General features: G+C 37.9%; 23 protein-coding genes and 2 riboswitches. Of the genes, 18 read left to right on the forward strand and 5 right to left on the reverse strand.

Annotated elements, in window-relative coordinates; translation table 11 throughout:
* The first annotated feature begins 17 nt into the window (after positions 1 to 17).
* The 3 genes from ACIQZG_RS15410 (at position 18) to ACIQZG_RS15420 (ending at position 2614) form a co-directional block, all read left to right on the forward strand.
* Positions 18 to 1172, forward strand: a complete 1155-nt coding sequence (locus ACIQZG_RS15410) for a sensor histidine kinase (protein ID WP_483869789.1) — start codon at positions 18 to 20, stop codon at positions 1170 to 1172.
* A gap of 33 nt (positions 1173 to 1205) precedes the next feature.
* Entirely contained in the window at positions 1206 to 1811 is a 606-nt protein-coding gene (locus ACIQZG_RS15415; RefSeq protein ID WP_402756371.1) for a response regulator, read from the forward strand.
* A gap of 86 nt (positions 1812 to 1897) precedes the next feature.
* On the forward strand, positions 1898 to 2614 hold the full coding sequence (locus ACIQZG_RS15420; RefSeq protein WP_402756372.1) for a 3-ketoacyl-ACP reductase: 717 nt from the start codon (positions 1898 to 1900) through the stop codon (positions 2612 to 2614).
* 153 nt (positions 2615 to 2767) lie between these two features.
* Here the strand turns inward: ACIQZG_RS15420 and ACIQZG_RS15425 are convergent, their stop codons facing one another.
* The 3 genes from ACIQZG_RS15425 to ACIQZG_RS15435 form a co-directional block, all read right to left on the reverse strand.
* Positions 2768 to 3742, reverse strand: coding sequence for a proline dehydrogenase family protein (locus ACIQZG_RS15425; protein ID WP_402756373.1), 975 nt, complete (start codon positions 3740 to 3742; stop codon positions 2768 to 2770).
* 135 nt (positions 3743 to 3877) lie between these two features.
* On the reverse strand, positions 3878 to 4633 hold the full coding sequence (locus tag ACIQZG_RS15430; protein WP_402756374.1) for an ABC transporter permease: 756 nt from the start codon (positions 4631 to 4633) through the stop codon (positions 3878 to 3880).
* Positions 4630 to 5361: an ABC transporter ATP-binding protein gene (locus tag ACIQZG_RS15435; protein ID WP_402756375.1), complete on the reverse strand. Its 732-nt coding sequence runs from the start codon at positions 5359 to 5361 to the stop codon at positions 4630 to 4632. The genes ACIQZG_RS15430 and ACIQZG_RS15435 overlap by 4 nt, the downstream gene beginning before the upstream one ends.
* Positions 5362 to 5562: 201 nt before the next feature.
* Here ACIQZG_RS15435 and ACIQZG_RS15440 point away from each other — a divergent pair, with 201 nt between their 5' ends.
* Entirely contained in the window at positions 5563 to 6063 is a 501-nt protein-coding gene (locus ACIQZG_RS15440; RefSeq protein ID WP_402756376.1) for a methylated-DNA--[protein]-cysteine S-methyltransferase, read from the forward strand.
* 49 nt (positions 6064 to 6112) lie between these two features.
* On the opposite strand, the gene ACIQZG_RS15445 is transcribed toward ACIQZG_RS15440, so the two are convergent.
* Together ACIQZG_RS15445 and ACIQZG_RS15450 are read right to left on the reverse strand one after the other, a co-directional pair.
* The gene (locus ACIQZG_RS15445) at positions 6113 to 7408 is read right to left on the reverse strand and encodes an ammonium transporter (RefSeq protein WP_402756377.1); all 1296 of its coding nucleotides are present in this window, start codon (positions 7406 to 7408) and stop codon (positions 6113 to 6115) included.
* Between the two features lie 15 nt (positions 7409 to 7423).
* Complete coding sequence (locus tag ACIQZG_RS15450; protein WP_402756378.1) at positions 7424 to 7765, reverse strand: P-II family nitrogen regulator; 342 nt, start codon at positions 7763 to 7765, stop codon at positions 7424 to 7426.
* Between the two features lie 312 nt (positions 7766 to 8077).
* Between ACIQZG_RS15450 and ACIQZG_RS15455 the strand changes: the two genes are divergently transcribed.
* The 14 genes from ACIQZG_RS15455 to ACIQZG_RS15520 all read left to right on the forward strand — a co-directional run bounded on the left by ACIQZG_RS15455 (position 8078) and on the right by ACIQZG_RS15520 (position 24324).
* Entirely contained in the window at positions 8078 to 9547 is a 1470-nt protein-coding gene (locus tag ACIQZG_RS15455) for a nicotinate phosphoribosyltransferase (protein ID WP_402756379.1), read from the forward strand.
* Between the two features lie 15 nt (positions 9548 to 9562).
* Positions 9563 to 10390, forward strand: a complete 828-nt coding sequence (nadE, locus tag ACIQZG_RS15460) for an ammonia-dependent NAD(+) synthetase (protein WP_402756380.1) — start codon at positions 9563 to 9565, stop codon at positions 10388 to 10390.
* Between the two features lie 170 nt (positions 10391 to 10560).
* Entirely contained in the window at positions 10561 to 10881 is a 321-nt protein-coding gene (locus tag ACIQZG_RS15465; RefSeq protein WP_402756381.1) for an NAD synthetase, read from the forward strand.
* 182 nt (positions 10882 to 11063) lie between these two features.
* Complete coding sequence (locus ACIQZG_RS15470) at positions 11064 to 11705, forward strand: nitrous oxide reductase accessory protein NosL (RefSeq protein ID WP_402756382.1); 642 nt, start codon at positions 11064 to 11066, stop codon at positions 11703 to 11705.
* Between the two features lie 62 nt (positions 11706 to 11767).
* Positions 11768 to 13042 (forward strand): right-handed parallel beta-helix repeat-containing protein, encoded by a 1275-nt coding sequence (locus tag ACIQZG_RS15475; protein ID WP_402756383.1) that lies wholly within the window; start codon positions 11768 to 11770, stop codon positions 13040 to 13042.
* Positions 13042 to 13494 (forward strand): nitrous oxide reductase accessory protein NosL, encoded by a 453-nt coding sequence (locus ACIQZG_RS15480; RefSeq protein ID WP_402756384.1) that lies wholly within the window; start codon positions 13042 to 13044, stop codon positions 13492 to 13494. The genes ACIQZG_RS15475 and ACIQZG_RS15480 overlap by 1 nt, the downstream gene beginning before the upstream one ends.
* Entirely contained in the window at positions 13494 to 14303 is an 810-nt protein-coding gene (locus tag ACIQZG_RS15485) for an ABC transporter permease (protein ID WP_402756394.1), read from the forward strand. Before ACIQZG_RS15480 ends, ACIQZG_RS15485 begins: the two co-directional genes overlap by 1 nt.
* The gene (locus ACIQZG_RS15490; RefSeq protein ID WP_402756385.1) at positions 14303 to 14980 is read left to right on the forward strand and encodes an ABC transporter ATP-binding protein; all 678 of its coding nucleotides are present in this window, start codon (positions 14303 to 14305) and stop codon (positions 14978 to 14980) included. The genes ACIQZG_RS15485 and ACIQZG_RS15490 overlap by 1 nt, the downstream gene beginning before the upstream one ends.
* A 167-nt stretch (positions 14981 to 15147) precedes the next feature.
* The gene (locus ACIQZG_RS15495) at positions 15148 to 16092 is read left to right on the forward strand and encodes an AAA family ATPase (protein WP_402756386.1); all 945 of its coding nucleotides are present in this window, start codon (positions 15148 to 15150) and stop codon (positions 16090 to 16092) included.
* Positions 16089 to 17270, forward strand: coding sequence for a DUF58 domain-containing protein (locus tag ACIQZG_RS15500; protein WP_402756387.1), 1182 nt, complete (start codon positions 16089 to 16091; stop codon positions 17268 to 17270). The genes ACIQZG_RS15495 and ACIQZG_RS15500 overlap by 4 nt, the downstream gene beginning before the upstream one ends.
* Positions 17267 to 19447: a DUF4129 domain-containing transglutaminase family protein gene (locus tag ACIQZG_RS15505; RefSeq protein WP_402756388.1), complete on the forward strand. Its 2181-nt coding sequence runs from the start codon at positions 17267 to 17269 to the stop codon at positions 19445 to 19447. The genes ACIQZG_RS15500 and ACIQZG_RS15505 overlap by 4 nt, the downstream gene beginning before the upstream one ends.
* Positions 19448 to 19481: 34 nt before the next feature.
* A riboswitch (purine riboswitch) is annotated at positions 19482 to 19583 on the forward strand.
* Between the two features lie 159 nt (positions 19584 to 19742).
* A complete protein-coding gene (guaA, locus tag ACIQZG_RS15510; protein WP_402756389.1) occupies positions 19743 to 21296 on the forward strand; it encodes a glutamine-hydrolyzing GMP synthase in 1554 nt (517 codons plus the stop codon).
* 367 nt (positions 21297 to 21663) lie between these two features.
* Positions 21664 to 21813 (forward strand): hypothetical protein, encoded by a 150-nt coding sequence (locus ACIQZG_RS15515; protein ID WP_093268153.1) that lies wholly within the window; start codon positions 21664 to 21666, stop codon positions 21811 to 21813.
* A 981-nt stretch (positions 21814 to 22794) separates the two neighbouring features.
* A riboswitch (purine riboswitch) is annotated at positions 22795 to 22896 on the forward strand.
* Positions 22897 to 23019: 123 nt separating this feature from the next.
* The gene (locus ACIQZG_RS15520; protein ID WP_402756390.1) at positions 23020 to 24324 is read left to right on the forward strand and encodes an NCS2 family permease; all 1305 of its coding nucleotides are present in this window, start codon (positions 23020 to 23022) and stop codon (positions 24322 to 24324) included.
* Positions 24325 to 24687 lie beyond the last annotated feature (363 nt).

The following is a 24687-nucleotide window of genomic DNA, read 5'->3' on the forward strand; positions in this document are numbered from 1 at the left end:
AAGTTTGTGAGGCAACGATGAGAAAGTGGCATAGTATTATTCCGAATAGTCCAATGCTCAGTATATATTTATGGGTCATTTTTTGTTTTTTACCGTTTTTCTTTATTTTTAAGAAGTCTTCGTATATCGAAATTTCAATTGGAATCACGTTTTTAATGTTGTATTTCATATTTTACAGATTTTCTGTAAATGCTAAAAATGGACTAGTCTATATGTGGATCAGCTTTGAAATGGTTATTAATATTGCTTTGACTGTTTTATATGGCTATGTGTATTTATCGATTTTCACAGCATTTTTCATTGGTAATATTCGTAGACCAGTTGGATTTTACATTATGTACGGGCTACATATAGGATTTACAGTTTTATCAACAGTATTTGGGTTCTTTGTAGAATTGCAACTGTTTTTATCGCAGCTACCATTTGTCGTATTAACAATTTTAGCGGTTGTGTTATTACCACTAACAATTTATTCGAAAAATAAACGTGATAATTTAGAGGGTCAATTAGAAACAGCAAATGAACGAATTGCGGAATTAATTATTTTTGAAGAGCGTCAACGAATTGCGCGTGATTTACATGATACGCTTGGCCAAAAGTTATCAATGATTGGTTTGAAAAGTGACTTAGCGGCACGTTTGATAGAGCGAGATCCACAACAAGCGCTAACAGAAATTAAAGACATTCGCCAAACCGCGAGTATTGCTTTAAAAGAAGTACGTGAATTAGTAGCGGATATGCGTACTGCAAAGTTTGAAGATGAGATGATGCGTGTTTCTCAAATTTTAAAGGCTGCTGAGATGGAACTTCTCTTTGACGGAGATATTGATACGCTCCACGTGCCACCTCTTGTGGAAAATGTATTATCGATGTGCTTGAAAGAAGCTGTAACGAATGTTGTGAAGCATAGTGGTGCAACAAAGTGTGAAATTGCATTCCATCAAAACTTCAAAGAGGTATATTTAGTCGTGCGTGATAATGGGCAAGGAATTGCAAATAAGCATGCTTTAAAATCAGGAAATGGTTTGAATGGTATGCGTGAACGACTTGAGTTTATCAACGGGTCATTTAAAATTGAGGGTGGAGAAGGTACAACATTAACGATAACTATTCCAGTGACGATTACCCACCAAAAAGTAAGTGAGAAAATAGAAGATTTGCATAGAACGTAAGTATTATAAAAATGAAGTAAGGAAGTGAACGACATGATTCGAATAGTAATTGCTGAAGACCAAGGAATGCTTTTAGGAGCACTTCGTTCGTTGCTAAGTATGGAAGATGATATGGAAGTTGTCGGCTTAGCGAAAAATGGGGAAGAGGCATTGGCACTTGTAAGTGAGCACCAGCCTGATATTTGTATTATGGATATTGAGATGCCGATCAAAACAGGACTTGATGCAGCAGAGGAATTGCATGGATCGGATTGTAAAGTCATTATTTTAACGACGTTTGCGAGACCTGGCTATTTTGAACGTGCACGAAAAGCAAGTGTTCGTGGTTATTTATTAAAAGACAGCCCAATCGAAGAATTGGTTAGCGCAATTCGCACAATTATGGACGGCAAACGTATCTATGCACCAGAACTTGTGGATTTTGTCTACGAAGATGATAGCGAAAATCCGTTAACCGAGCGTGAAAGCCAAGTGCTAACACTTGTCGCTGAAGGTAAAACGACAAAAGAAATTGCAGCGGAATTATTTCTATCAGCTGGTACGGTACGCAATTACATTTCTACTATTTTGGAAAAGTTACATGTCGGCAATCGTATAGAGGCTATTGCGCGCTTCAAGGAAAAAGGATGGAATAAATAGAGCTAATTGGTATACTTTTAACTTTATGCGCTGTAAGCTAAGGGGAAAGGTTTTACCTATATTGAAGATAAAAGGGAGCGGGAAGTATGCAAATTATTTCTGGAAAAACAGCATTAATAACTGGTGCTGGTCGTGGTATTGGACGTGCAACTGCCATCGCATTTGCGAAAGAGGGCATTAACGTTGGTTTAGTAGGACGTACATTAGAAAACTTACAAAACGTTGCAGAAGAGTTAAAAGAGTTTGATGTAAAAGTAGCAATTGCTGCAGCTGATGTAGCAAATATGGAATCTATTACAGAAGCGGTTGAAAGCATTCGTGCTGAACTAGGTGCGATTGATATTCTAGTAAATAACGCTGGGATTTCAAAGTTCGGTAAGTTTTTAGATCTTTCACCGGAAGATTGGACAAATATTGTTGATGTTAACGTAAAAGGCGTCTATTACACAACACGTGCTGTTCTACCAGAAATGATTGAACGTCAAACTGGTGACATCATTAATATTTCATCGACTGCAGGTCAAAAAGGTGCACCTATTACAAGTGCATATAGTGCATCAAAAGCAGCGGTTATTGGAATGAGCGAATCATTAATGTTAGAGGTACGCAAACATAATATTCGTGTCGTAACATTAACGCCAAGTACGGTTGCAACAGATATGGCAGTAGAATTGCAATTAACTGATGGCAACCCAGAAAAAGTAATGCAAGCAGAGGATCTTGCAGACTTAATGGTTGCACAGTTAAAATTACATCCGCGCGTTGTTTTAAAACATGCGGGTCTTTGGTCAACAAATCCTTAATACTAGTTTAGTGTGTGGCGAGAGTAGTATCTCGCCGCATTTTTTATATATGAAAAGTTGTAGTTGAGTAATCTGGTGTGTCGAAAAAATCATCGGCTCGTCGCATCAAAAAATAAAAAAGCCTCACCACAAAAGTGGCAAGGCGATAATACATTATTTATTCTTTTTTGTTAAACGACCAAGAACGAATGCCCCTGCTGCTACAGCTAGGACGGTATTCGTTTTTTTCGTAAACACTTTTTTCGTTACAAGATTAATATTTTGAGGGCGTTCTGCTAGACGACGCATGAAATAGCCATACCAATCTTCGCCAAAAGGTACGTATACGCAGAAGTTATAGCCTTCTTTGGCAAGTGCCTTTTGCATATCTGTACGGAAGCCATAAAGCATTTGGAATTCGAATTTATCATTTGGGATATTATTGTCGGCAACAAAGCGTTTAACGTGTGCGATGACGTTGTGGTCATGCGTCGCGATTGACGTGAATTTGCCGTTTAACAAATGATATTCAATAAGATCGATAAAATTCAAGTCGATATCTAATTTATTTTGAAATGCTACTTCAACAGGTTCTTTATAAGCACCCTTTACAATACGTAGGCGCAGGTTTTGGAATTTTTCAATATCATCTTTTGCGCGGTAAAAGTATGATTGAATAACTGTACCGACATTTTCAAACGTTCTTGAAAGTTCTTCAACCATATCAAATGATGTTTGTAAACGACTATGGTCTTCCATATCGAAGTTTACGAAAATATCATAAGATGCTGCTTTTTCAACAATCTCATATAAATTGTCATAGCAAAAATCAACGTCGATATCTAAGCCAAGGTGTGAAGGTTTTAGTGAAATATGAGCGTTTAAGTGGTTTTCATGAATCGCTTCAATGACAGAGAGGATTTGTTCTTTTGCTTTTGTCGCCTCATCTTCGTTTGAAACAAATTCACCTAAATTATCGATTGTACAAGAAATATTATGCGCGTTTAATTCTTTAATGCTTGCAATGGTTTCTTCAATATTTGTTCCAGCTACTACACTTTGTGCACCTAATTTTGGGCCGTATTTTTTAGCAGTATTATTTAATAAGTTATTCTCAGATAATTGGATGAAAAAGTCACGTAACAACATAATCATTCTCCTCACTGCATTATTTTTATTCTGTGATTAGCTAAAACTCTATTCCTATGCAGGAAGTGTCGAGAGTCTTAGCAATTTTCTCTTTAGTATATCACATTTGGAAAAAGTGTAATGATTTACACCATATCAATTATTTGATTTGAGCATTTGCATTCGCTCGTTGAATAATGTTGGATAGCTTAAAAAGCCTATCAGTATACTTGATAATGTAGCGGTTGTTAATAGTGCAAAAATGATCAGAATCTGGAATTGCACTGCCTGAATTGGATCGGCACCCCCGATAATTTGACCACTCATCATCCCGGGTAATTGCACAAGACCAATCGTTTTTTGGCTTTCAATTGTTGGAATCATACTCGCTTTAATCGCACTTGTTAACTGGCGATGGATTGCCTGTTTTGACGTTCCACCGAGTGATAAAATAAGTTCAATTTCATTTTGATGACTTGTGATTTCAGCTGTAAAGCGATTTAAAAATAAAATTGACAATATCATTGAGTTTCCGATTAGCATCCCACTAATAGGAATAATGTATTGTGCAGTTGCTGGCACAATCCCTAGACCAAGCAATACACCTTGTGTCACGAATTCTACCACGATGAGCGTCAATGCAATTTTCCATGTGATGCCCTTAATGGCTTTCCCTTTTTTGCGAGCGTTTAATGTCGCTGCAAAAATCATCAGTGCAACCATCAATAAAATATAGATGATGCTTCCTGAATCGAAGACGAATTTTAAAATAAAGCCAACTGCTAGTAATTGAATGACAGAGCGTACTGTGGCGATAATCGTATCCTTTTCAAGCCCGAGCTTTAATGTTTTAGATAATGCTAAGGGAATCAATACGAAAATGAGTGTTAGTGAAAGGGTTGCGTATGTCATGCGTCTACCCCCTTTACAAATTCTTCGACACGGGGGTTTTTGGGCATGTTTAGTAGAGAACTTTCTCCTGTTTCGACGAGTGCGCCGTCCATCATTACCCAAGTGAAATGCCCGATTGTAAGTGCCTGCTGTAAATTATGTGTAATCCAAATTATTGTGACGTTGTATTTTTTATTTAATGTTAAAATAAGTGCTTCGATATCCAGTGCAGATTGGCGATCGAGCGCAGATGTAATTTCATCTAACAGTAATATAGATGATTTATTAATTAGGGTACGAGCTATCGATACTTTTTGTCGTTGGCCACCAGATAATTCATTTGCTGGTCGTTGCAAAAAACTTTTATCGAGCCCGACATCCTGTAAATATTGAATGGCTTCTTGTTGTGATAGTTTGTCTCCTTGTAAAGAACGAGGTAAGGAGAGGTTGTTAAAAACTGTGCCATCGATCATTGGCGCAGCTTGAAGAGCAATGCTGACATGTCTACGTAACGCGGTAGGTTCGTAAGAGGTGATTGGTTGATTATCTATGAAGATAGTGCCAGTTGTGGGTGATAGTAAACCATTGCACATTTTTAATAAGGTAGTTTTGCCAGCACCAGAAGGCCCGACAAGTGTCGTAATTTTCCCTTTTGGAATTGAACCGGTAATGTTTTTTAAAATCATTAATTCGTCTACGGAAAAATTGACTTGTTGGAAGTGAATAGCAGGTTCGTAGGTGATATTCATTTGTAAAACTCCTTTACTTTACAGGTTACAATAACTAAGAACACTGTAGCATGAAAAGTTAAAATGGTGTAGGGAACAAGTGATGAACAAAAAAGTTTGGCATAGAAAATTACTTTAGGATATGCTTATTTTCATTTTGCATGATTTTTTCGTGTTAAAGTGCATCTTGCGTTTTATACTACAAGTAAAGGGGATGATGTGATGGATATTTTATATTATGATACGCTTCGTAGTAAATTAGGGAATTTATTTGTAGTTGCTTCTGACAAGGGGATTGTTTATATCGGTACACCAGATGCACCTTTTGAAGAAGTTGAGATTTGGGCGAAAAAGCCGTTCAAAAACTATAAATTTGAAGAAAATAGCGAAAAAGTGGCAGGGTATATTGAGCAGTTAGAGGCTTATTTTGAAGGAGAGCTGAGAGAGTTTGATATGCAGATTCATGTGAAGGGTACTCCGTTCCAACTAGCTGTCTGGGATGCATTGAAAGAGTTGCCTTATGGCACAACGACTTCTTATTCAGGAATTGCAGAAAAAATTGGGAATCCGAAAGCAGTACGTGCAGTCGGTGCAGCAATTGGTGCTAATCCTATATTGGCGATTATCCCTTGTCACAGAGTAATTGGGAAAAATGGTAAAATGACTGGTTTTCGAAGTGGAATCCCGATGAAAGAATATTTGCTTCAATTAGAACAAATATAAAAAGAATGGTCTCAAAACAATGTTGAGACCATTCCTATTCCAATAATTTTTATGAAACGTGTTCTTCTTGAACGCTTTGAGGTTTACCGATATGTGTCAAACGTTGTGCAAATGATTCATTACGTAATGCTGAGCTTTTGAAAATTTCTTGATATTCATAAGCTGGCGTACCATGCTCCATTACGTCAAGACCAGCGATTTCTTCTTCTTTTGAAACGCGAAGTGGCACAAACAATTTAATAATGAATAGACCACCTGTGACAGTCACGCTCACCCAAGCAATCGTAGCTAATATACCAATTGCTTGAACGCCTAGTAAACTAATACCTCCACCGTAGAATAAACCTTGACCTGCAGTATCGAACAGTCCAACTGCAAGTGTACCCCAAATACCACAAATACCATGGACCGCGATAGCCCCTACAGGATCATCAACCTTTAACTTCCATTCAATGAAGCGTACACCTTCAACTAGTAACGGAGCTGCAATGATACCAATAAAAATTGCACCTATAATACTTACATTTGCTGCACCTGCCGTGATTCCTACTAGACCAGCCAATGCACCATTTAGTGTTAACGAGCCATCGATATGACCATAACGGAATTTTGTATAGAAAGCAGTTGCTACCACACCAGCTGCTGCAGCAAAGAATGTATTCGCGATAACACTAGGAACTGTTGCAGGATCTGCTGCTAAAGTTGAAGCGCCGTTGAAACCAAACCAACCTAACCAAAGGATGAATACTCCTAATGCACCAAGAGGAATGCTGTGACCTTTAATAACATTCACTTTGCCATCGCCGTATTTTCCAAGGCGAGGGCCAATCATAGCAGCGGCTACAAATGCTGCTACTGCACCAGTTAAGTGAACAACTGTTGAGCCTGCGAAGTCTACAAAACCAAGATCAGTTAACCATCCACTACCACTCCAAATCCAGTGACCGACAACTGGATAGACGAATAATGTCATTAAAACAACAACACCTATATAGGCCATAATGTTTGTGCGTTCAGCGACTGCACCAGATAGAATTGTAGCGCCTGTTGCTGCAAACATCGCTTGGAAGATGAAGAAGCCGATATCATCTACACCATTTAAAGCAAAACCACTTGTTCCAATAAAACCACCAGCAGTATTACCAAACATAATTGCATATCCACATAAGAAATAAACGATACCACCAAGTGAAATTGTAATGAAGTTTTTCATAATAATGTTGACTGCATTTTTAGAACGTGTGAAGCCTGCCTCCACCATTGCAAAGCCTGCGTGCATAAAGAATACTAAAATTGTCCCAAGCATAACCCACACTAAATTGACTGATAACATAACTTCTTCCATACTTATCGCCCCCCTCTATTCTACTGCAACCGATCCGACTTCTTTAGTGCGGATGCGAATCGCCTGCTCTACAGGATAAATAAAGATTTTACCGTCCCCAACTTTACCGGTTGCTGCATCACGTAATAAAACTTCCACAATGGCCTCTACTTTTTCGTCGTCTACAACCATTTCTAATTTTAGCTTTGGTAAAAATTCGATTTCATACGCGTTCCCACGGAATAAACCTGTACGTCCTAATTGACGACCGCATCCAGCGATTTCAGAAATACTTAAACCTGAAATACCTTCTTTTGCAAGTCCGTCGCGAACGAGACCGAAAACCTCTTGACGAATGATTGCCTCTATTTTTTTCATCAGCACCAGCTCCTTGCGTTAATTTAATTCACATATTAAAGCTACAAGGAGAAGAGGGCAATTGTTATTTTGAATAATATGTAAGAAGATGTAACATTCACTATTCCGAATCTCGTAGTAATTTCGTGTGAATGCTTTTGTAAAAGGAATGAAAGCGGTACTAAAATTTGTGTCTTAAATGTGAACTATTTTAAATTTTCTGAACATTTATGTGAGCTAATCTGACATCTAACTTTAAGAGGTGTTAAACGCAAGAAAATGGACAAATGGTGTATACTAGGACTAATTATGAAGCGGAAGAAGGAATATCTCATGAGATCAAATTATGCAGACGATAGCTTAGCGCTACACACGGATTTATATCAAATCAATATGGCTGAGTCCTATTGGGCGGATGGCGTACATAATAGAAAAGCTATTTTTGAATTGTATTTTAGAAAATTACCATTTGGGAATGGTTTTGCCATATTTGCGGGCTTGGAACGCATGCTAGAGTATTTGCGTAACTTCCGCTTTAGCGATTCGGATATTGCGTACTTACGAGAAGAAGTTGGGTACAAAGAGGACTTCATTGAATATTTGAAAAACGTACGATTTACAGGGAATATGTATTCAATGGTAGAAGGGGAGCTTGTTTTTGCGAATGAACCAATTGTCCGTATTGAAGGACCTTTAGTAGAAGCACAACTGATTGAAACGGCATTGCTCAATATCGTAAATTATCAAACGCTTATTGCTACAAAGGCCAGCCGTATTAAACAAGTAGTGAAAAATGAAACAGCGATGGAATTCGGAACGCGCCGTGCTCAAGAAATGGACGCAGCAATTTGGGGTACACGTGCAGCCTATATTGGTGGATTTGAATCGACAAGTAATGTGCGAGCGGGGAAATTGTTCAACATTCCAGTATCGGGCACGCATGCTCATGCATTAGTGCAAGCATATAAAAATGATTATGATGCGTTCCATGCATATGCAAAACGTCACCGTAATTGCGTGTTCTTAGTAGATACGTATAATACGTTAAAATCTGGGGTACCAACAGCTATTAAAGTGGCAAAGGAACTTGGTGATAAAATAAACTTTATTGGTATTCGTTTAGATAGTGGTGATATCGCCTTCCTTTCAAAAGAAGCCCGTCGAATGTTAGATGAAGCTGGCTTCCCTAACGCAAAAATTGTTGTTTCTAATGATTTAGACGAATACACAATTTTAAACTTAAAGGCTCAAGGTGCTCGCGTAGATATGTGGGGGATTGGGACAAAGCTTATTACGGCTTACGATCAGCCAGCTCTAGGCGCCGTTTATAAAATGGTAGCAATCGAAAATGAGGCTGGAGAACTACAAGATACCATTAAAATATCAGCGAATGCAGAAAAAGTTACAACTCCTGGTTTGAAAAATGTCTATCGTATTATTGATCTTGAAAATGGTAAGGCGGAAGGCGATTACATTACGATGCATGATGAAGATCCTCAGACGGAGGAGCGTATTAAAATGTTCCATCCAGTGCATACATTCGTGTCTAAATTCGTGACAAACTTTGAGGCGAAAAATTTACACGAGCAAGTCATTACAAATGGTGAAGTGACTTATCAAAACCCGCCACTGGAAGAAATGCGTGCTTATGCTACGAATAATTTAGAACTTTTATGGGATGAATATAAACGTGCGATGAATCCGGAAGAGTATCCAGTCGACTTAAGTCAAAAGTGTTGGGATAATAAAATGCGTAATATTCAAGAAGTGACTGAAATGATCAATAAAATTGCAAAAGAGTAAGGAGTGGCAAGTGACATGTCAGCATTACAACAACGAGTGATTCAAGAACTACGAGTATTACCTGAGATTAATGTTCAAGATGAAATCCGTAAATCCATTGATTTTATGAAAGAATATGCACGTAAATATAGCTTTGTAAAAGGTTTTGTTCTCGGTATATCTGGTGGTCAAGATTCAACGTTGACAGGGAAGTTAGCGCAGCTTGCGGTGGATGAATTAAATGCAGAAGCTGGAAAATCGAAATATTCGTTTTGGGCTGTTCGACTACCTTATGACGTCCAAGCAGATGAACAAGACTGTCAAGATTCGATAGACTACATTAATCCGACAAAAACATATACGGTTAATATTAAAGAGGCAGTCGATGCGAGTGTTCATGCCCTATCGGAAGCTGGTGTAGAACTTAGTGATTTTGCTAAAGGAAATGAAAAAGCACGTGAGCGGATGAAAGTGCAATATTCGATTGCTGCTATGAATGGTGGCGTTGTACTTGGCACAGACCATGCAGCTGAGGCTATCACAGGTTTCTATACGAAATTTGGAGATGGCGGTGCGGATTTAATGCCAATTTATCGTCTCAATAAACGTCAGGGAAAACAATTACTAAAAGAACTTGATTGCCCGCCACATTTGTATTTAAAAGTACCAACAGCGGACTTAGAGGAAAATCGTCCAGCATTACCAGATGAGGAAGCGCTTGGTGTAACATACGATCATATTGACGATTACTTAGAGGGTAAGGAAATTCCTGAGCAAGCGCGGAAAACTTTAGAAAATTATTATCTACGCTCGCAGCATAAACGTCATATGCCGATTACGATATTCGATGATTTCTGGAAATAAAATAGTTTGTGAAAGTCAGTAGGCTCTAGTAGCTTACTGACTTTTTTGCGTAAAAGAAGAAATTTTTATATAAATTTTTAATTCATTTGGTTCTGTTTGCTTAATTTTTAGCATATAATGTCGATATAAATACCTACAAGGGAAATAAAAAGTAAAGGAGGGTAACTGAAATGAGGACTTCTAGAGTAAGTGCAACGACAAGTAGTGTTTTTCGCAATGAGCAACAATACTTACATGCTGGTGATATTAGCCATAATTTTGGACAAAATCCTAAACAGCAATTTAAGAAAAATATGTTGAATAATAAAGGTGCAAAAGCAGCCAATTTGAAACCAAAAAAACAACAACGAATACTGGGTAACCTAACAGAAGTTTATTTTGATAGTGGCAATGACTTACAAATGAGAAGTGACATGATTGAAACGGCGGAAAAACTTAGTCGTATTAACAAACACAAGAAGCGTCTGAATAGTTACCGCTCTTCAATATAATGCATTAAGAAAGCTCTCAACGTTGAGATTAACAACGTTGAGAGCTTTTACTTTTACTTCAAGATGTTCAATATTTATTCATAATGATTTTTCTGATATTTCACATATATTTTCAACTTATTTCACAATTTGTCTGTAATGTAATATTTAGCAACAAACAAAAAGAATTGGAGGAAGAAATTTTGAAAAAAATATGGATACCTGCATTAGCAGCATTATTCTTACTAGCTGCTTGTGGGACAGACAAAGAACAAGTGAAGGAAGAGAAACTAGGTAAGGAAGAAAAAGTAAATGGATTAGAGGTGGACGCCGCTGATAAAGTTACTTCTTTGGTTGATGCACGTCTACAAGAACCTGGAGAAGATACAGTTTGTGAAATGTGCAATATGAAGGTATATATGAGGGACCATGAAATGGGTGTGTTCTCGGCGCAAGCAATTAAAGAGGATGGCACTAATGTTTTTTATGATGATATTGGCTGTTTAGTAAATGCAGAAGTAGCCAATGAGGAAACAAATGAAAAATATGTACGTGATTATAATACGAAAGACTGGGCAAAAGTTGAGGATGTAACGATTGTCAAAACTGAGCTGAAGTCACCGATGAACTGGGGCTATATTTATTTTGTAGAAAAAGCGGCGGCCGATAAGTATTTAGCTGAAAATCCAGCAGCATATGTAGAGGAATTACAAAAAATTAAAGATGAAGCATTAGAACGTCGTAAAAAGAAAATGCAAGAAAAGGCTAAACAAGGAGAAAATACCGAAATGAAGCCTATGCATATGGAACAAGGTAATCAAGAAGGAAGCGAACATAGTCATTAATACAGAAGGACTAGAGGGGTTTCCTCTAGTCTTTTCTCCGTGATGTGGGAGGTGATGTTACGATGAAAAAATTAGTGAGTATAGTGTGTTTTTGGTTGTTAATGATGGGTACGACCTACGCTAGCGAATTTGATGTGCAAGGGGAGATAGATGCTACAGAGGAGGGGGGTGTACTAATTATACCTCCTGGTCACTACAAGGGGAATTTTACGATTACTAAGAGCATCGTGATTAAAGGAGAGGAGGGTGTGAAGTTAGTAGCGCTAGGTAAGGAACCTGCACTAAGAATTGAGCAAGCTAATAACGTGGTGATAGAGAATTTGGCATTTACTGCAAAGGAAAAGGCAATTGTCGCGAGTGATGTAGAAGGGATGAAGTTAAGACAACTAACGATAGAAAATGTGCATACAGGCATTCACATTCAGAGGGCTAAGAACTTGAGTTTACAGCGACTATCGGTGACCGGGAATGATGAGCATTACTCAAAAAAAGGTAACGGAATTGCAATCTTCAAGAGCAAGGACGTAATAGTGGCGGATTCAAAGATTCGAAAGGTACAGGACGGCATTTACATCGAAGAGGTCGAACGTATCGCGGTGCACAATAATTCTGTAAACAACAGTCGTTACGGTACACATTTTATGTATACGAGTGATGCAGATGTTCAAAATAATGTGTATTTACATAATGTAACGGGGTTAATGATTATGATGACTGAGCATTTGCAGGCCTCGAAAAATAAGCTTGCGAATCATCAAAATTTAAATGGGTATGGCATGCTGCTATATGACGTGGAGCACATGAGTTTGCAAAATAATACTATCGTTAATAATCGAGTAGGAATAGCACTGCAGAAGAGTGAGATTATCCTGATTAAACATAATGATTTTCAAATGAATCAAACAGCAATTGAAGGTACAAAGCTAGATAGCGAAACACTAGTAACGGCTAATCAGTTTACAGGTAATATTCTAACTGCAAGGTCAGATAGGGATGGCTTTCGGCTAGAGAGTAATTATTATGATAACTATTTTGGGGTGGATGTAGAGGGGGATGGTATTGGTGATATACCGTATGTAGCATTTTCGAGCTTTGGACAATGGATGGTGCGCCAACCTGTTTATCAATATTTCATTGAATCACCGAGCGTGACACTTTTAACGACACTGGACACGCAAATTAATAAAACTGAACAGACAGTATTGGTGGATGACAAACCGCGAGTAACGATGCAACAAAACGTAGAAAAAGCGAGTGATATATATATTACACAATTACTAGTAGGGTTACTAGTATCGATAAGTGGTTTATGGCTATGGAGAAGAGGGATGAAGTGATGAAAAAATGGATGCTAATAATAGTGACTTGCTTTGCTTTGTTGGTGGGATGCAGTGAAAATGCATATGGGCCACGTGAGATTGTTAGTGAGACGGATGTTTGTGAAATTTGTAATATGAGTATTGTGCACAACGAATATGCAGGGCAAATAGCCCTGAAGAACGGTGATTATGAAATTTTTGATGATTTGGGTTGCTTAATAGAATATATCAATGCGAATGGTAAAGAAGAGATTGGTGCAGCGTATATAAAAGATACAAGAGAAAATGAGTGGATGAACGTTTTTGAGGCGACGTTTGTCTATAACAAGGATTATTGGACACCGATGAATTACGGTGTACTAGCATTTGATACAAAGGAAGCGGCAGATTCATGGATGGCAAAGGAAGGCAATGGGAAGGTATTAGCCTATGAAGATTTACTTGAATTTAACTGGGGGATTCACAAGTGATGTATTGGATGTTAATAAAGCTTGAATGGAAGCAAATGCTGAGAAGTCGCTGGATGCAAATTGTCGGACTACTCTTTACATTTGTCTTCACTGCAATTGTGGTCATTCAACAAATGGCGCTACCTGATGCAACCGGTTTTACACGTCAAACTGCTTCGTTTTTGAACGTGCTGTTATTTTTACTCCCACTATTTTTATTAACAATTGGAAGTATGAGTGTCGCAGGTGATATGGAGTCAGGTTGGTTCTCTTTATTGAAAACCTATCCGATGAAGCGTATGCAATATATTATAGGGAAATTTATTGCGTCTGTTTTTGCATTTTTATTGGTGGTGGTTGTGGCATTTGGTTTGGTTTTCTCTCTTGGGGGATTGTTGGGTGGAGTGCGACTACCGCTTATTTTTATTAACATGACATTATTAAATATTCTAATCTTTGCAGCGCTTGCTATATTCGTCGGAGCGCTTACGAAAACGAGGCTCTCTGCATTATCTGTATCGCTTGTATTATGGTCGTTTTTTTTATTGTTGTTTTCGTACGCAATAATGGCGATTGGGACTTTTGTTGCTGGGCACATTTTGCAAAAAATAATAATTGTCGCCATACATGTAAACCCTGTGGAATGGTTGCGTTTCGGTTATTTCATCTTTTCTGGACAAGCAGATGTACTTGGGCCCTCTTTTTATAATTTGACGCAATTTTATACCTCATCACTTGGAAATGTTGTTTATGGTTGTGGAACATTGCTATGGATATTTGTACCGTTATTGGGTACAAGTGTGTTGCTGAAAAAAGGAGGAAGGCACTAATGCTATTAGAAGCAAAAAAGCTTTCGAATATTTTCGATAATGGAAGAGGTCTTATTGAGGCAACTTTTTCTATACAAGAAGGGCGTATTTTGGCACTTGCTGGAGGCAACGGTGCGGGCAAGAGTACACTGATCCGATTGTTGACGGGGCAGGAAAAGCAGAAATCCGGAGAACTTATTTGGCAAGAACAACAGGAAGTTCGTTATATGCCCGATGATGTGAATTTTCCACCTATGTTAACAGCGACAGAGGTTTTACAGCTTCTGGCATCACTAAAAAAAATTGGTCGTAAAGAGCAAGAGGAGGTACTAAAGCGGGTTGGTTTATGGGATGTACGCAAGCAAAGAGTACAACAATTTTCAAAAGGGATGCGCCAACGCTTGAATTTAGCTCAAAGCCTACTTGGAAGCGGACGTTTGCTAATTTTAGATGAACCGACAAATGGACTTGATCCGTATTGGATAGCTGAACTGAAAAAGATAATGCTTGAAGAGAAGGGAAAAGGCTGTACGGTATTATTTTCTACACATTTATTAGCGTTTACTAAGGATTTAGTAGATGATGTATTGATATTACATGAAGGGAAAGTGCTTGCAACAGGAGACTTACATAAAGTATTAGAAGCGGAAAACGTAGCTACATTAGAAAAATTGTGGTTAAAAAAAACAAAATTGTAACTTTGTTGTGAGTAATGACGTTCTATATTATATAGGAAGGATTATCTGGAAATATATATCAGATAATCCTTCTTTTATTGTGTTACCTAACTGTTTTCGTTATGCTTAAAGTAAATTATCAAGCGATTCCAATAATTATAGTGCTTGGATGGGGAGGTTTTTGATTTATGAATACACAAATACAGGCTGTGTTAGAAAATATAGAAAAAGTAATGATTGGGAAAAGAGAAATGGCAGAGTTGAGCATAGTGGCGCTGCTAGCGAAAGGTCATGTGTTACTTGAAGATGTGCCAGGGGTCGGCAAGACGATGATGGTTCGTGCGCTCGCAAAATCGTTTGACGCACGATTTAAGCGTATCCAGTTTACGCCAGATTTACTGCCATCAGATGTAGTAGGGGTGTCGATTTATAATCCGAAAACGATGGAATTTGAGTTTCGTCCTGGGCCGATTATGGGCGATATCGTATTAGCTGATGAAATTAATCGTACATCACCGAAAACGCAGTCAGCCTTACTTGAGGGAATGGAAGAAGCGTCTGTTACAATCGATGGTAATACGTTGAAAATTGCGCAACCATTCTTTGTAATGGCGACGCAAAATCCGATTGAATATGAAGGAACATATCCTCTACCAGAAGCGCAACTAGATCGATTCTTATTGAAAATTAGAATGGGGTATCCTGCAAAAGAACAGGAAGTAGAGATACTACGCCGTGCAGAAAATGGTGCACCTATTGAAAAAATTCAAGCGGTATTATCGGTAGCGCAATTAATCGAGTTACAAGAACTTGTGTTAGGTGTCTATGTTGAGGATTCCGTTAAAAATTACATGGTAGAACTTGCTTCACAAACGAGGCAGGATAGCTATGTATACTTAGGTGTTAGTCCGCGTGCAACCATCGCGTTAATGAAAGCTTCACAGGCTTATGCATTTATAAAAGGGCGTAGTTATGTGACACCAGACGATGTACAATATCTAGCGCCGTTCGTCTTTAGTCATCGTTTGATGCTGAAGCCAGACGCACGATATGACGGCGTGACAGCGGAAGAAATTATTGAACGGATTATTGCTAAGGTACCGGTACCGACAAAAAGGTTTGCTGAACAATGATGAAATGGCGAGCCCTTTATGAAAAAAGTAAGCACTTTCTGTTAGTGAGCTTGCTTATGATTATTACGTTTTGTTTTGCTATGTTTCAAGGTAGCTTTGTGAGTTGGTTTGTCTTTTTTACTGTAAGTCCTTTTTTATTGTATTCATTGATTTTCTTACTTGTAAAAGAAGATGTTTATCGTGTAGAACGTAAAATTGAACCTTCTCGTGTGGAATGTGGGCAATCAGCAAAAGTAACAGTGAATGTGGAACGAAAAACGTATTTTCCATTTGTCTATATGACGGTAGAAGAATTAGTCAGTAGTGAGGAACTTGTCAAATCGAAGATGCAAGGGACGAGTACAGTCAAATTTGTTGGTTTTACAAAGAAGTTTGAGTGGAGCTATACACTAGAAAATTTACCCCGAGGGGAACATCGATTTTTAGGAATAGAAATGGTCTTTTGTGATTTTTTTGGTTGGGCCCAAAAACGCGTCTTTGTAGAAAAAGAGCAAATGGTTCTTGTTTATCCGCGGGTCAAGGAAATGAAATATGTTGCGCTACAAACGAAATTTGACGTTGGGACGATGATGTCTCCATATTCAGTTGTCAAGGATACGTCAATGGCAGTGGGGTTACGTGAGTATGTACCAGGCGATCGATTTTCTTGGATCCATTGGAAATCATTTGCGAAAACGCAAACTCTACAATCGAAAGAGTTTGAGGACCGTCAATCGCAAGAGTTATTGTTGATGTTAAATCCAGATGCTTCGCCATTGTTCGAAGAGAAAATTGAACTTGCGGCTTCCATGGTAACTGCAATTGTACGTGGTCGAGGTGATATATCCTTCGTTTCTACTGGTGATAAAACAAAGGTGTTTCCGCTAATTCAAAGTGACAAGCAACTTGATCAGGTGATGCATCATTTAGCAGCAATAAAGCCGCTAGAAAATGCGACTATCAATTTGCGCGGTCAGCAAAGTTTTAAACACATTGCGACGCTACTCTATGTGACGAGTGAACTATCAGAAGAGTTGTTACATACCCTTGCGAATGTAGTGAAAAGTTGTATTTGTTTTGTTGTGTCCGAGCAACCACCGATCTTGACAGATAACGCACAACGTTATAAGCAAGTTCAAGTCGTGTATGTGAATCCTAATGATTATTATCACTTATTCGCGGAGGTGATGAAGCCGTGAAAAAATCAGTTAAGGATTTTATTGAATTAACGATTGCATACATTATAATCTTCTTTATTTTACGTGAATGGCTTGTCCCGGTAATGGAACTTACTAATACAGGTTTACTGCATTTATTTTTGGTGTTCATTGGTTTGTCTTTAGCACTTAGTCTGTTTGAGGTGCATCCACTTCTGTCAGGCGTTGTAAAGATGGGGTATATTGTTTGGTTTGTGGTGTTTGCGTATAGTGGCAATCCTGTTTTTTCTCAGGAGACAATATCGTTTTTATTTGGTGAATTGAAGTGGAATATAACAGCAGTTTTCTCAGGGGAATTTGGAGAAGTTTCGAATACGTTTAGAACAGTATTGTTCTTAGCACTTATTTGGATGCTTGTATATTTAATCCATCACTGGATCACTGTGCGTATGAATATTTTTTATTTCTTCGTATTGACAGTATTTTTCATCGCAACGCTTGATACATTTAGTGAGTATGATGGCTCAGTTGCTATTGTGAAAGTTGTTGTATTAGGGCTAGTGATGACGGGTGCTCTTTTTGTCAAACGACTTTTGATGAAGAGCGATGCATCGCATGATTTACTCACTAAATGGCAAATGCTTGTGCCAATGGCAGTAATGGTCGTAATGGTGAGTGTCGTTGCGCTGTTTTTACCGAAAGTAGGACCAACCTGGGCAGATCCGGTACCGTTTATTAAAAGTGCGGCAGGTCTAGGTGAGTCAGGAGACGGTGGAAAAACGGTTGGTTATGGTGAAGACGATAGTCAGTTAGGTGGGCCGTTTAATGGTGATGATACGCTTGTTTTTACGGCTTCCTCACGTGATCGTCATTACTGGCGTATAGAAACGAAGGATACTTACACTTCAAAGGGATGGACTCAGTCCAATGCGAAAGCAAATGCAGAAAGTTATTTGGATAATGAAATGATTAAAACGACACTGCAAGTAGGTGAACTTGAAAAGGAAAGGCAAATTGACATAGACATTGCCGTTCCAATGCCGTTTTTAATACAAACATATGGGATGAAATCGGTTGAGTCGAATGAAGAAACTGTCTATTTTAAGTCTAATCAGACCGAAAAAATCCTGACAAAGCAGTACACTGGGGAAGAAAAGTTGTTATTAAATTATTCACTGACGTACAGTGAACCTGAATATAGTATGCAACAACTACACATGTCAGATTTATCGATGCTCGAAACATTTAATTCTTCGTATGATCGCTTTTTACAATTACCGAACATGTTACCGCAGCGAGTCCGAGATTTAGCGGTAGAGTTAACGAAAGAAAAAGAAACTGTCTATGAGCAAGTTAAAGCAATTGAAGGGTATTTTTCAAGAAGTGGTTTTATCTATGATAAAAAAGCAGCGGCAATTCCTGAGGATGGGCAAGACTTCGTCGATCAGTTTTTGTTTGATACAAAAATGGGCTATTGTGATCACTTCTCGACATCAATGGTTGTCATGTTACGATCGATGGGGATTCCTGCGCGTTGGGTAAAAGGTTTTGCGCCTGGTAATTTGGGTCCGCAGTCTGATGGGGTTCGCGAATATCGTGTGACAAATGATAATGCACATTCTTGGGTCGAGGCATACATACCAGGAACGGGTTGGATGGAGTTTGAACCGACAATTGGCTTTTCTGGTACAGCCAATATTGATTATGATATTGAGATAGATACTAATTCACAAGAAGAGACAGCGCAACCAGCAGAGCAACCAGAGCAACAAAAGAAAGAACAGGAAGCAAACAAAGGTGCTTCGGGGTCAGTGTTTAACTTTAAGGGGATTTGGACTTGGCTGAAAGAGCACACGTATGTATGGGTTGGGTTTATTTTGTTAGTGGTCGTTGTGCTCATCTCATTATTTGTACAGCGTAAAACATGGATACCAAAAATGCATGTTCGTTCGTATCGTAAAAAGGAAGCGGATTGGTCAACCTTTGATTCGTCTTACCACGTACTGACGAAACAACTTTCACGTATTGGTTTACGACGAAGAGATGGTGAAACTTTACGGGCATTTGCAGAAAGAGTAGATGAGGCTCTAGAGACAGAAGAAATGAAGAAGCTGACGTCAGTTTATGAACAACATATTTATAGTAAGCAACCACAAGATGTCGATTTCGATAAGCTAAAAGAAAGTTGGGAATATTTAATCTATCGCACAATCGGTTGATTTTAGAAGTCACAAAGAGTAAAATTAAAAAAATTAGACATGATAGGATTGCTTTCATATAAGTTCGGAAATAAGGTTCGAATGTTTCTACGAGGACACCTCAAATGCCCTCTCTATGAAGGTGAATGATTTTGAAAGGTGAGGAAGCTATTAGTGAATCATCTTACTTTGTCACACATTCACCTTTTTGAATCTGGAACTTATGGACGCGTAGGGAGTTTTTACTTTCATACGCGTTTTTCTGTGAAACTTAAATGTAGAATATCCTTTACAAATAGTAGAAGAGGTGGAAATATTGTCAGCTAGCCCTTTATTAAAAGAGCAAGAAAAAATCGTCGTTTTAGACTTCGGTAGCCAATTTAACCAATTAATTACTCGACGTATTCGTGAGTTTGGTGTTTTCAGTGAATTACACCCACACACAATTACGGCAGAAGAAATTAAAGACATGAACGCAGCTGGTATCATTTTCTCAGGTGGTCCAAACTCAGTTTATGATGAAAATGCGTTCCATGTAGACCCAGCTATTTTCGAATTAGGTTTACCAATCTTAGGTATTTGCTATGGTATGCAATTAATGGCACATACACAAGGTGGTAAAGTTGAAGGTGCTGAAACACGTGAATACGGTAAAGCAGAAGTAAAAGTTACAGTTGCAAACAAATTATTTGGTGACTTACCAACTGAACAAATCGTTTGGATGAGTCATGGCGACCACGTAACTGAAGTACCTGCAGGTTTTGAAGTTATCGCAACAAGTGCTGCATGTCCAATCGCTGCAATGGCGAATGTTGAACGTAAATTATATGCAGTTCAATTCCACCCAGAAGTACGTCACTCTGTATACGGAAATGACTTACTTCGTCAATTCGTGTTCAATATTTGTGGAGCTAAAGGCGACTGGTCTATGGCGAACTTTATCGAGATTGAAATCGCAAAAATCCGTGAAATAGTTGGCGACAAAAAAGTTTTATGTGCCCTTTCAGGCGGCGTAGACTCTTCAGTTGTTGCTGTACTAATCCACAAAGCTATCGGCGATCAACTGACTTGTATGTTCGTAGACCACAACTTAAACCGTAAAGGTGAAGTTGAGCAAGTTATGAAAACATTCACAGAAGATTTCGATATGAATCTTATTAAAATCGATGCACGTGAGCGTTTCATGGCTAAACTTGCGGGCGTTTCTGATCCAGAGAAAAAACGCAAAATTATCGGTAACGAATTCATTTATGTATTTGATGAAGAAGCTTCTAAATTAGAAGGTATGGACTTCCTAGCTCAAGGTACGCTATACACAGACATCATCGAATCTGGTACGGCAACTGCACAAACTATTAAATCTCACCATAACGTTGGTGGTCTTCCAGAAGATATGCAATTCCAATTAATTGAGCCACTTAAAACGTTATTCAAAGATGAAGTACGTGCACTTGGTTTAGAACTTGGTCTTGATGAAAAAATCGTTTGGCGTCAACCGTTCCCAGGTCCTGGTCTAGGTATCCGTGTACTTGGTGAAGTAACAGAAGAAAAACTTGAAATCGTTCGTGAGTCTGATTTCATCCTACGCGAAGAAATCGCAAAAGCTGGCCTTGACCGTGATATCTGGCAATACTTCACTGTGCTACCTGATATCCGTTCAGTTGGGGTAATGGGCGATGCACGTACGTATGACTATGCAATCGGTATCCGTGCTGTAACGTCAATCGATGGTATGACTTCTGACTGGGCACGTATCCCTTGGGATGTGCTAGAAAAAATCTCTGTTCGCTTAGTAAACGAAGTAAAACACGTTAACCGCGTACTGTATGATATTACATCTAAGCCACCTGCAACGATTGAGTGGGAATAGGACTGTCCAGTAATTTATACTAAATAGGTTATAAACGCAGTCATATCAATGTCTAACGTACAATTATTTATATTGCAAAAATTAAACTCTCTTTTAGTTATTTATAACAAATAACTAAAAGAGGTTTTTTGTTTTAGTTAAAATTTGCGACCTGATTGATGATTTTAAGAGGAATCAGCATATTTTAGGTCGTAAAGATAAGTATAATGAATACCATTTGACTATGAATTATTTTATTAAGTTTTTACTGATATATGCAAGGTTAGGCAGTACACTAATAAAGTAAAAAGGTTTACTTCAGTAAAATAAGGTATATTATATTTGTTGAATAGATTCTCTTTAAAGACAAGCAAAGTAGGTGAGCAAAGTGGGGAAATACCAATTGGATACCAAAGGTCAGATGGCTGTGGCGAAGTATCATGAAAAACACAAGCCTGCCAAATTTGATAAAAAGCAGCAACTTGAAAAAATACGTGCGGAGTATTTGAAAAAAAAGCAAAAACAAACAGATAAATAATGTGAATGAAAACATAGGAAGACTAAAGCCTCCCTATGTTCAGATTGTCGACAAACTAGTTTTCGAGCAGAAAATTAGTAAGGTCTGACGCTCTTTTATATTCTTAAAAGAATTTCTTAATCTAGAACACCTCAAGAAACACTGATATTAAAGGATTTTTAAAATTACAGTTTAATTGCTGGATATTTGATTCAAATCAAAAATAGTAGACAAAGTCGAAAAAATCGACTTTGTCTACAGTCTGAACATAGGAAGACTAAAGCCTCCCTATGTTTTTCTTATTCGAAGCTCTTTTTTCAATTGATGGTGGCTTCGTATACTGGACCTTTTTTAAACTCTAAATAGCGTAATTGCCAAAATTGATATACAACTTAAAAATAAATATGTGCCAAATTGTGAGTAAAGACCTGAAGGGACGCTTGTTATTAAATAAGTTGTATATCAATATCGATTGTTTTCAAAAAAACTGCCTTTTTGAGTGCTCGTAAAAAATAATTTTGTGTTTTTTTAGGGGAATAGCTATAAATTTGGTGTTAGCTAGCGCAGCGAAACAAAAATATAAGAATACGCTGCCTTCACTAGCAACTTTATTGAATCAAAAAGTGGAATTAAACAGTTTTTTTGCAGTGTATTTATCACTTTATCGGCATGTTTTTTAGAGTAAGAAAGTAAAAGTTTTCGTGATATCTTGTTATTCATGCAAGCATGCTATGAAATTATATAGCGCTTTTGTGGCTAAAAAAGATGGATAATGAACTTTTATTCAAGGAATCTAGTGGAAGGATGTATCATTTGTATATAGAGTTTTTGTTGAACGGCCCTTAAGAAGAGTGTTTTGAAATTCTTTAAAAAGCTATATTTGAAGTGGGTTTTGCTAAAAAATGAACATTAAGCCGGTATTTTACACGAACTTTCGTATTTTTTTCACTAATAATGTTCGGAAATAGGGTTGAAATCTGAAAACTGAAATGTTATATTACTCTTGTAAATTAAATAAGTCGTCGTATAATGTCGGGGATAAGGCCCGTAAGTTTCTACCAAGTTACCGTAAATAACTTGACTACGATTTAGTATTATTCAAATGAATTAATACTAAAAGACTTCACACTCTGAATGTGTTGAAGTATATCGTAGACATGCGACTAGTAGTCAGCGTGTCTTTTTTTGTTTTTCGATGTTGCAGACGACAACACGGAGGATTTATCAATGAAAAAGTATTTCATGTTCGACGAGCTTGGCACAAATTATCGCCGCGAAATTATTGGTGGTATTACAACGTTCTTAGCTATGGCATATATTTTAGCTGTAAACCCGATGATTTTAAGTAACGCGGGTATGGATAAGGGAGCCGTCTTTGTTGCAACTGCATTAGCTGCAGCGGTGGGTTCACTAATTATGGGTATTTTCGCTAAATTCCCGATTTCATTAGCACCGGGTATGGGCTTGAATGCGTTCTTCGCTTTTACTGTGGTCGGGGCATATGGTATCCCTTGGGAAACAGCTTTGACTGGCGTATTATTCTCAGGTCTTATTTTTATCTTACTTTCATTAACAGGTATTCGTGAAACGGTTATTAACGCAATACCAGCTCAACTTAAATATGCAGTATCAGCTGGTATTGGTTTATTTATTACTTTTGTAGGCTTACAAAATGCCAAAATCATCGTTAATGATGATGCAACACTAGTGACACTAGGTAGCTTTACTGGTGAAACATTGTTAGCTGTTTTTGGTATTATCCTTACTGTTATCTTATTACTTAAATTCCGTAGCATTGGTATTTTCGTAGGTATGGTTATTACAGCAATTGTCGGTATGATTACAGGTGTTATTGCACCACCTACTGCAATTGTTTCAGCAATTCCAAGTGTAGAAAGTACGTTTGGTGTTGCGCTTGATCCAATCATCAATGATGTAGGTTCGTTATTTAATGTCAAATTCTTAGTAGTTGTACTAACTTTCTTATTCGTAGACTTTTTCGATACAGCAGGTACATTAATGGCTGTTGCAACACAAGCAGGATTAGTAAAAGACGATAAATTACCACGTGCTAGCCGCGCGCTTATGGCTGATGCATTAGCAACAACAATTGGTTCATTATTTGGTACATCAACTACGACAGCATATGTAGAATCAACTTCAGGTGTAGCAGCAGGTGCTCGATCTGGTTTTGCAGCAGTCGTAACGGCCATATTATTCTTAGTAGCTTTATTCTTCTCACCATTACTTGCAGTGGTTACTTCGGCAGTAACAGCTCCGGCGCTTGTTATTGTAGGTGTTCTGATGGTTTCATCATTACGTCTAATCGAATGGGATAAATTCGAAATCGCTGTCCCAGCTTTCTTCACAGTTTTGATGATGCCACTTGGTTACTCAATTGCAACTGGTATCGCTATCGGTTTCGTATTCTATCCAATAACAATGTTATTAGCAGGACGTAAAAAAGAAATTCACCCAATGATGTACGGCTTATTCTTCGTATTCCTTGCATACTTTATATGGGTTCGGTAGTTTAAAACTTAAATCTCTACTCGATTTGAAAGCGAGTAGAGATTTTTTTGTTTTCGCTATGTTTTCGCTATTATATGGAAGGAACTCTGTTTATTATTCTCTGAATAGTTTTACTTCAATAAAACTATTGCAATGAGATAATGCAGATGATATATTTAAACACGTTGTTACGATAACAAGTGAACAACGAAATGAAATAAAACAAAGTGTTGACAACAAGTTAACGACATGTTAAAGTATAAAAAGTTACTTATAACAAGTGACTGATATGAACCTTGAAAACTGAACAAGCAAAACGTAATCAATAACGTTTTAAGTAACTAACAACTAAGTTAGTGAACGAAACATAAGTAATAAATAGAT

The sequence above is a fragment of the Lysinibacillus sp. NPDC096418 genome, assembly GCF_044762775.1.
Taxonomy (GTDB): domain Bacteria; phylum Bacillota; class Bacilli; order Bacillales_A; family Planococcaceae; genus Lysinibacillus.

Coding starts and splice junctions, on each gene's coding strand:
- ACIQZG_RS15410 (WP_483869789.1), top strand. CDS start 18: ATGAGAAAGTGGCATAGTATTATTCCGAATAGTCCAATGCTCAGTATA.
- ACIQZG_RS15415 (WP_402756371.1), top strand. CDS start 1,206: ATGATTCGAATAGTAATTGCTGAAGACCAAGGAATGCTTTTAGGAGCA.
- ACIQZG_RS15420 (WP_402756372.1), top strand. CDS start 1,898: ATGCAAATTATTTCTGGAAAAACAGCATTAATAACTGGTGCTGGTCGT.
- ACIQZG_RS15425 (WP_402756373.1), bottom strand. CDS start 3,742: ATGTTGTTACGTGACTTTTTCATCCAATTATCTGAGAATAACTTATTA.
- ACIQZG_RS15430 (WP_402756374.1), bottom strand. CDS start 4,633: ATGACATACGCAACCCTTTCACTAACACTCATTTTCGTATTGATTCCC.
- ACIQZG_RS15435 (WP_402756375.1), bottom strand. CDS start 5,361: ATGAATATCACCTACGAACCTGCTATTCACTTCCAACAAGTCAATTTT.
- ACIQZG_RS15440 (WP_402756376.1), top strand. CDS start 5,563: ATGGATATTTTATATTATGATACGCTTCGTAGTAAATTAGGGAATTTA.
- ACIQZG_RS15445 (WP_402756377.1), bottom strand. CDS start 7,408: ATGGAAGAAGTTATGTTATCAGTCAATTTAGTGTGGGTTATGCTTGGG.
- ACIQZG_RS15450 (WP_402756378.1), bottom strand. CDS start 7,765: ATGAAAAAAATAGAGGCAATCATTCGTCAAGAGGTTTTCGGTCTCGTT.
- ACIQZG_RS15455 (WP_402756379.1), top strand. CDS start 8,078: ATGAGATCAAATTATGCAGACGATAGCTTAGCGCTACACACGGATTTA.
- nadE (WP_402756380.1), top strand. CDS start 9,563: ATGTCAGCATTACAACAACGAGTGATTCAAGAACTACGAGTATTACCT.
- ACIQZG_RS15465 (WP_402756381.1), top strand. CDS start 10,561: ATGAGGACTTCTAGAGTAAGTGCAACGACAAGTAGTGTTTTTCGCAAT.
- ACIQZG_RS15475 (WP_402756383.1), top strand. CDS start 11,768: ATGAAAAAATTAGTGAGTATAGTGTGTTTTTGGTTGTTAATGATGGGT.
- ACIQZG_RS15480 (WP_402756384.1), top strand. CDS start 13,042: ATGAAAAAATGGATGCTAATAATAGTGACTTGCTTTGCTTTGTTGGTG.
- ACIQZG_RS15485 (WP_402756394.1), top strand. CDS start 13,494: ATGTATTGGATGTTAATAAAGCTTGAATGGAAGCAAATGCTGAGAAGT.
- ACIQZG_RS15490 (WP_402756385.1), top strand. CDS start 14,303: ATGCTATTAGAAGCAAAAAAGCTTTCGAATATTTTCGATAATGGAAGA.
- ACIQZG_RS15495 (WP_402756386.1), top strand. CDS start 15,148: ATGAATACACAAATACAGGCTGTGTTAGAAAATATAGAAAAAGTAATG.
- ACIQZG_RS15500 (WP_402756387.1), top strand. CDS start 16,089: ATGATGAAATGGCGAGCCCTTTATGAAAAAAGTAAGCACTTTCTGTTA.
- ACIQZG_RS15520 (WP_402756390.1), top strand. CDS start 23,020: ATGAAAAAGTATTTCATGTTCGACGAGCTTGGCACAAATTATCGCCGC.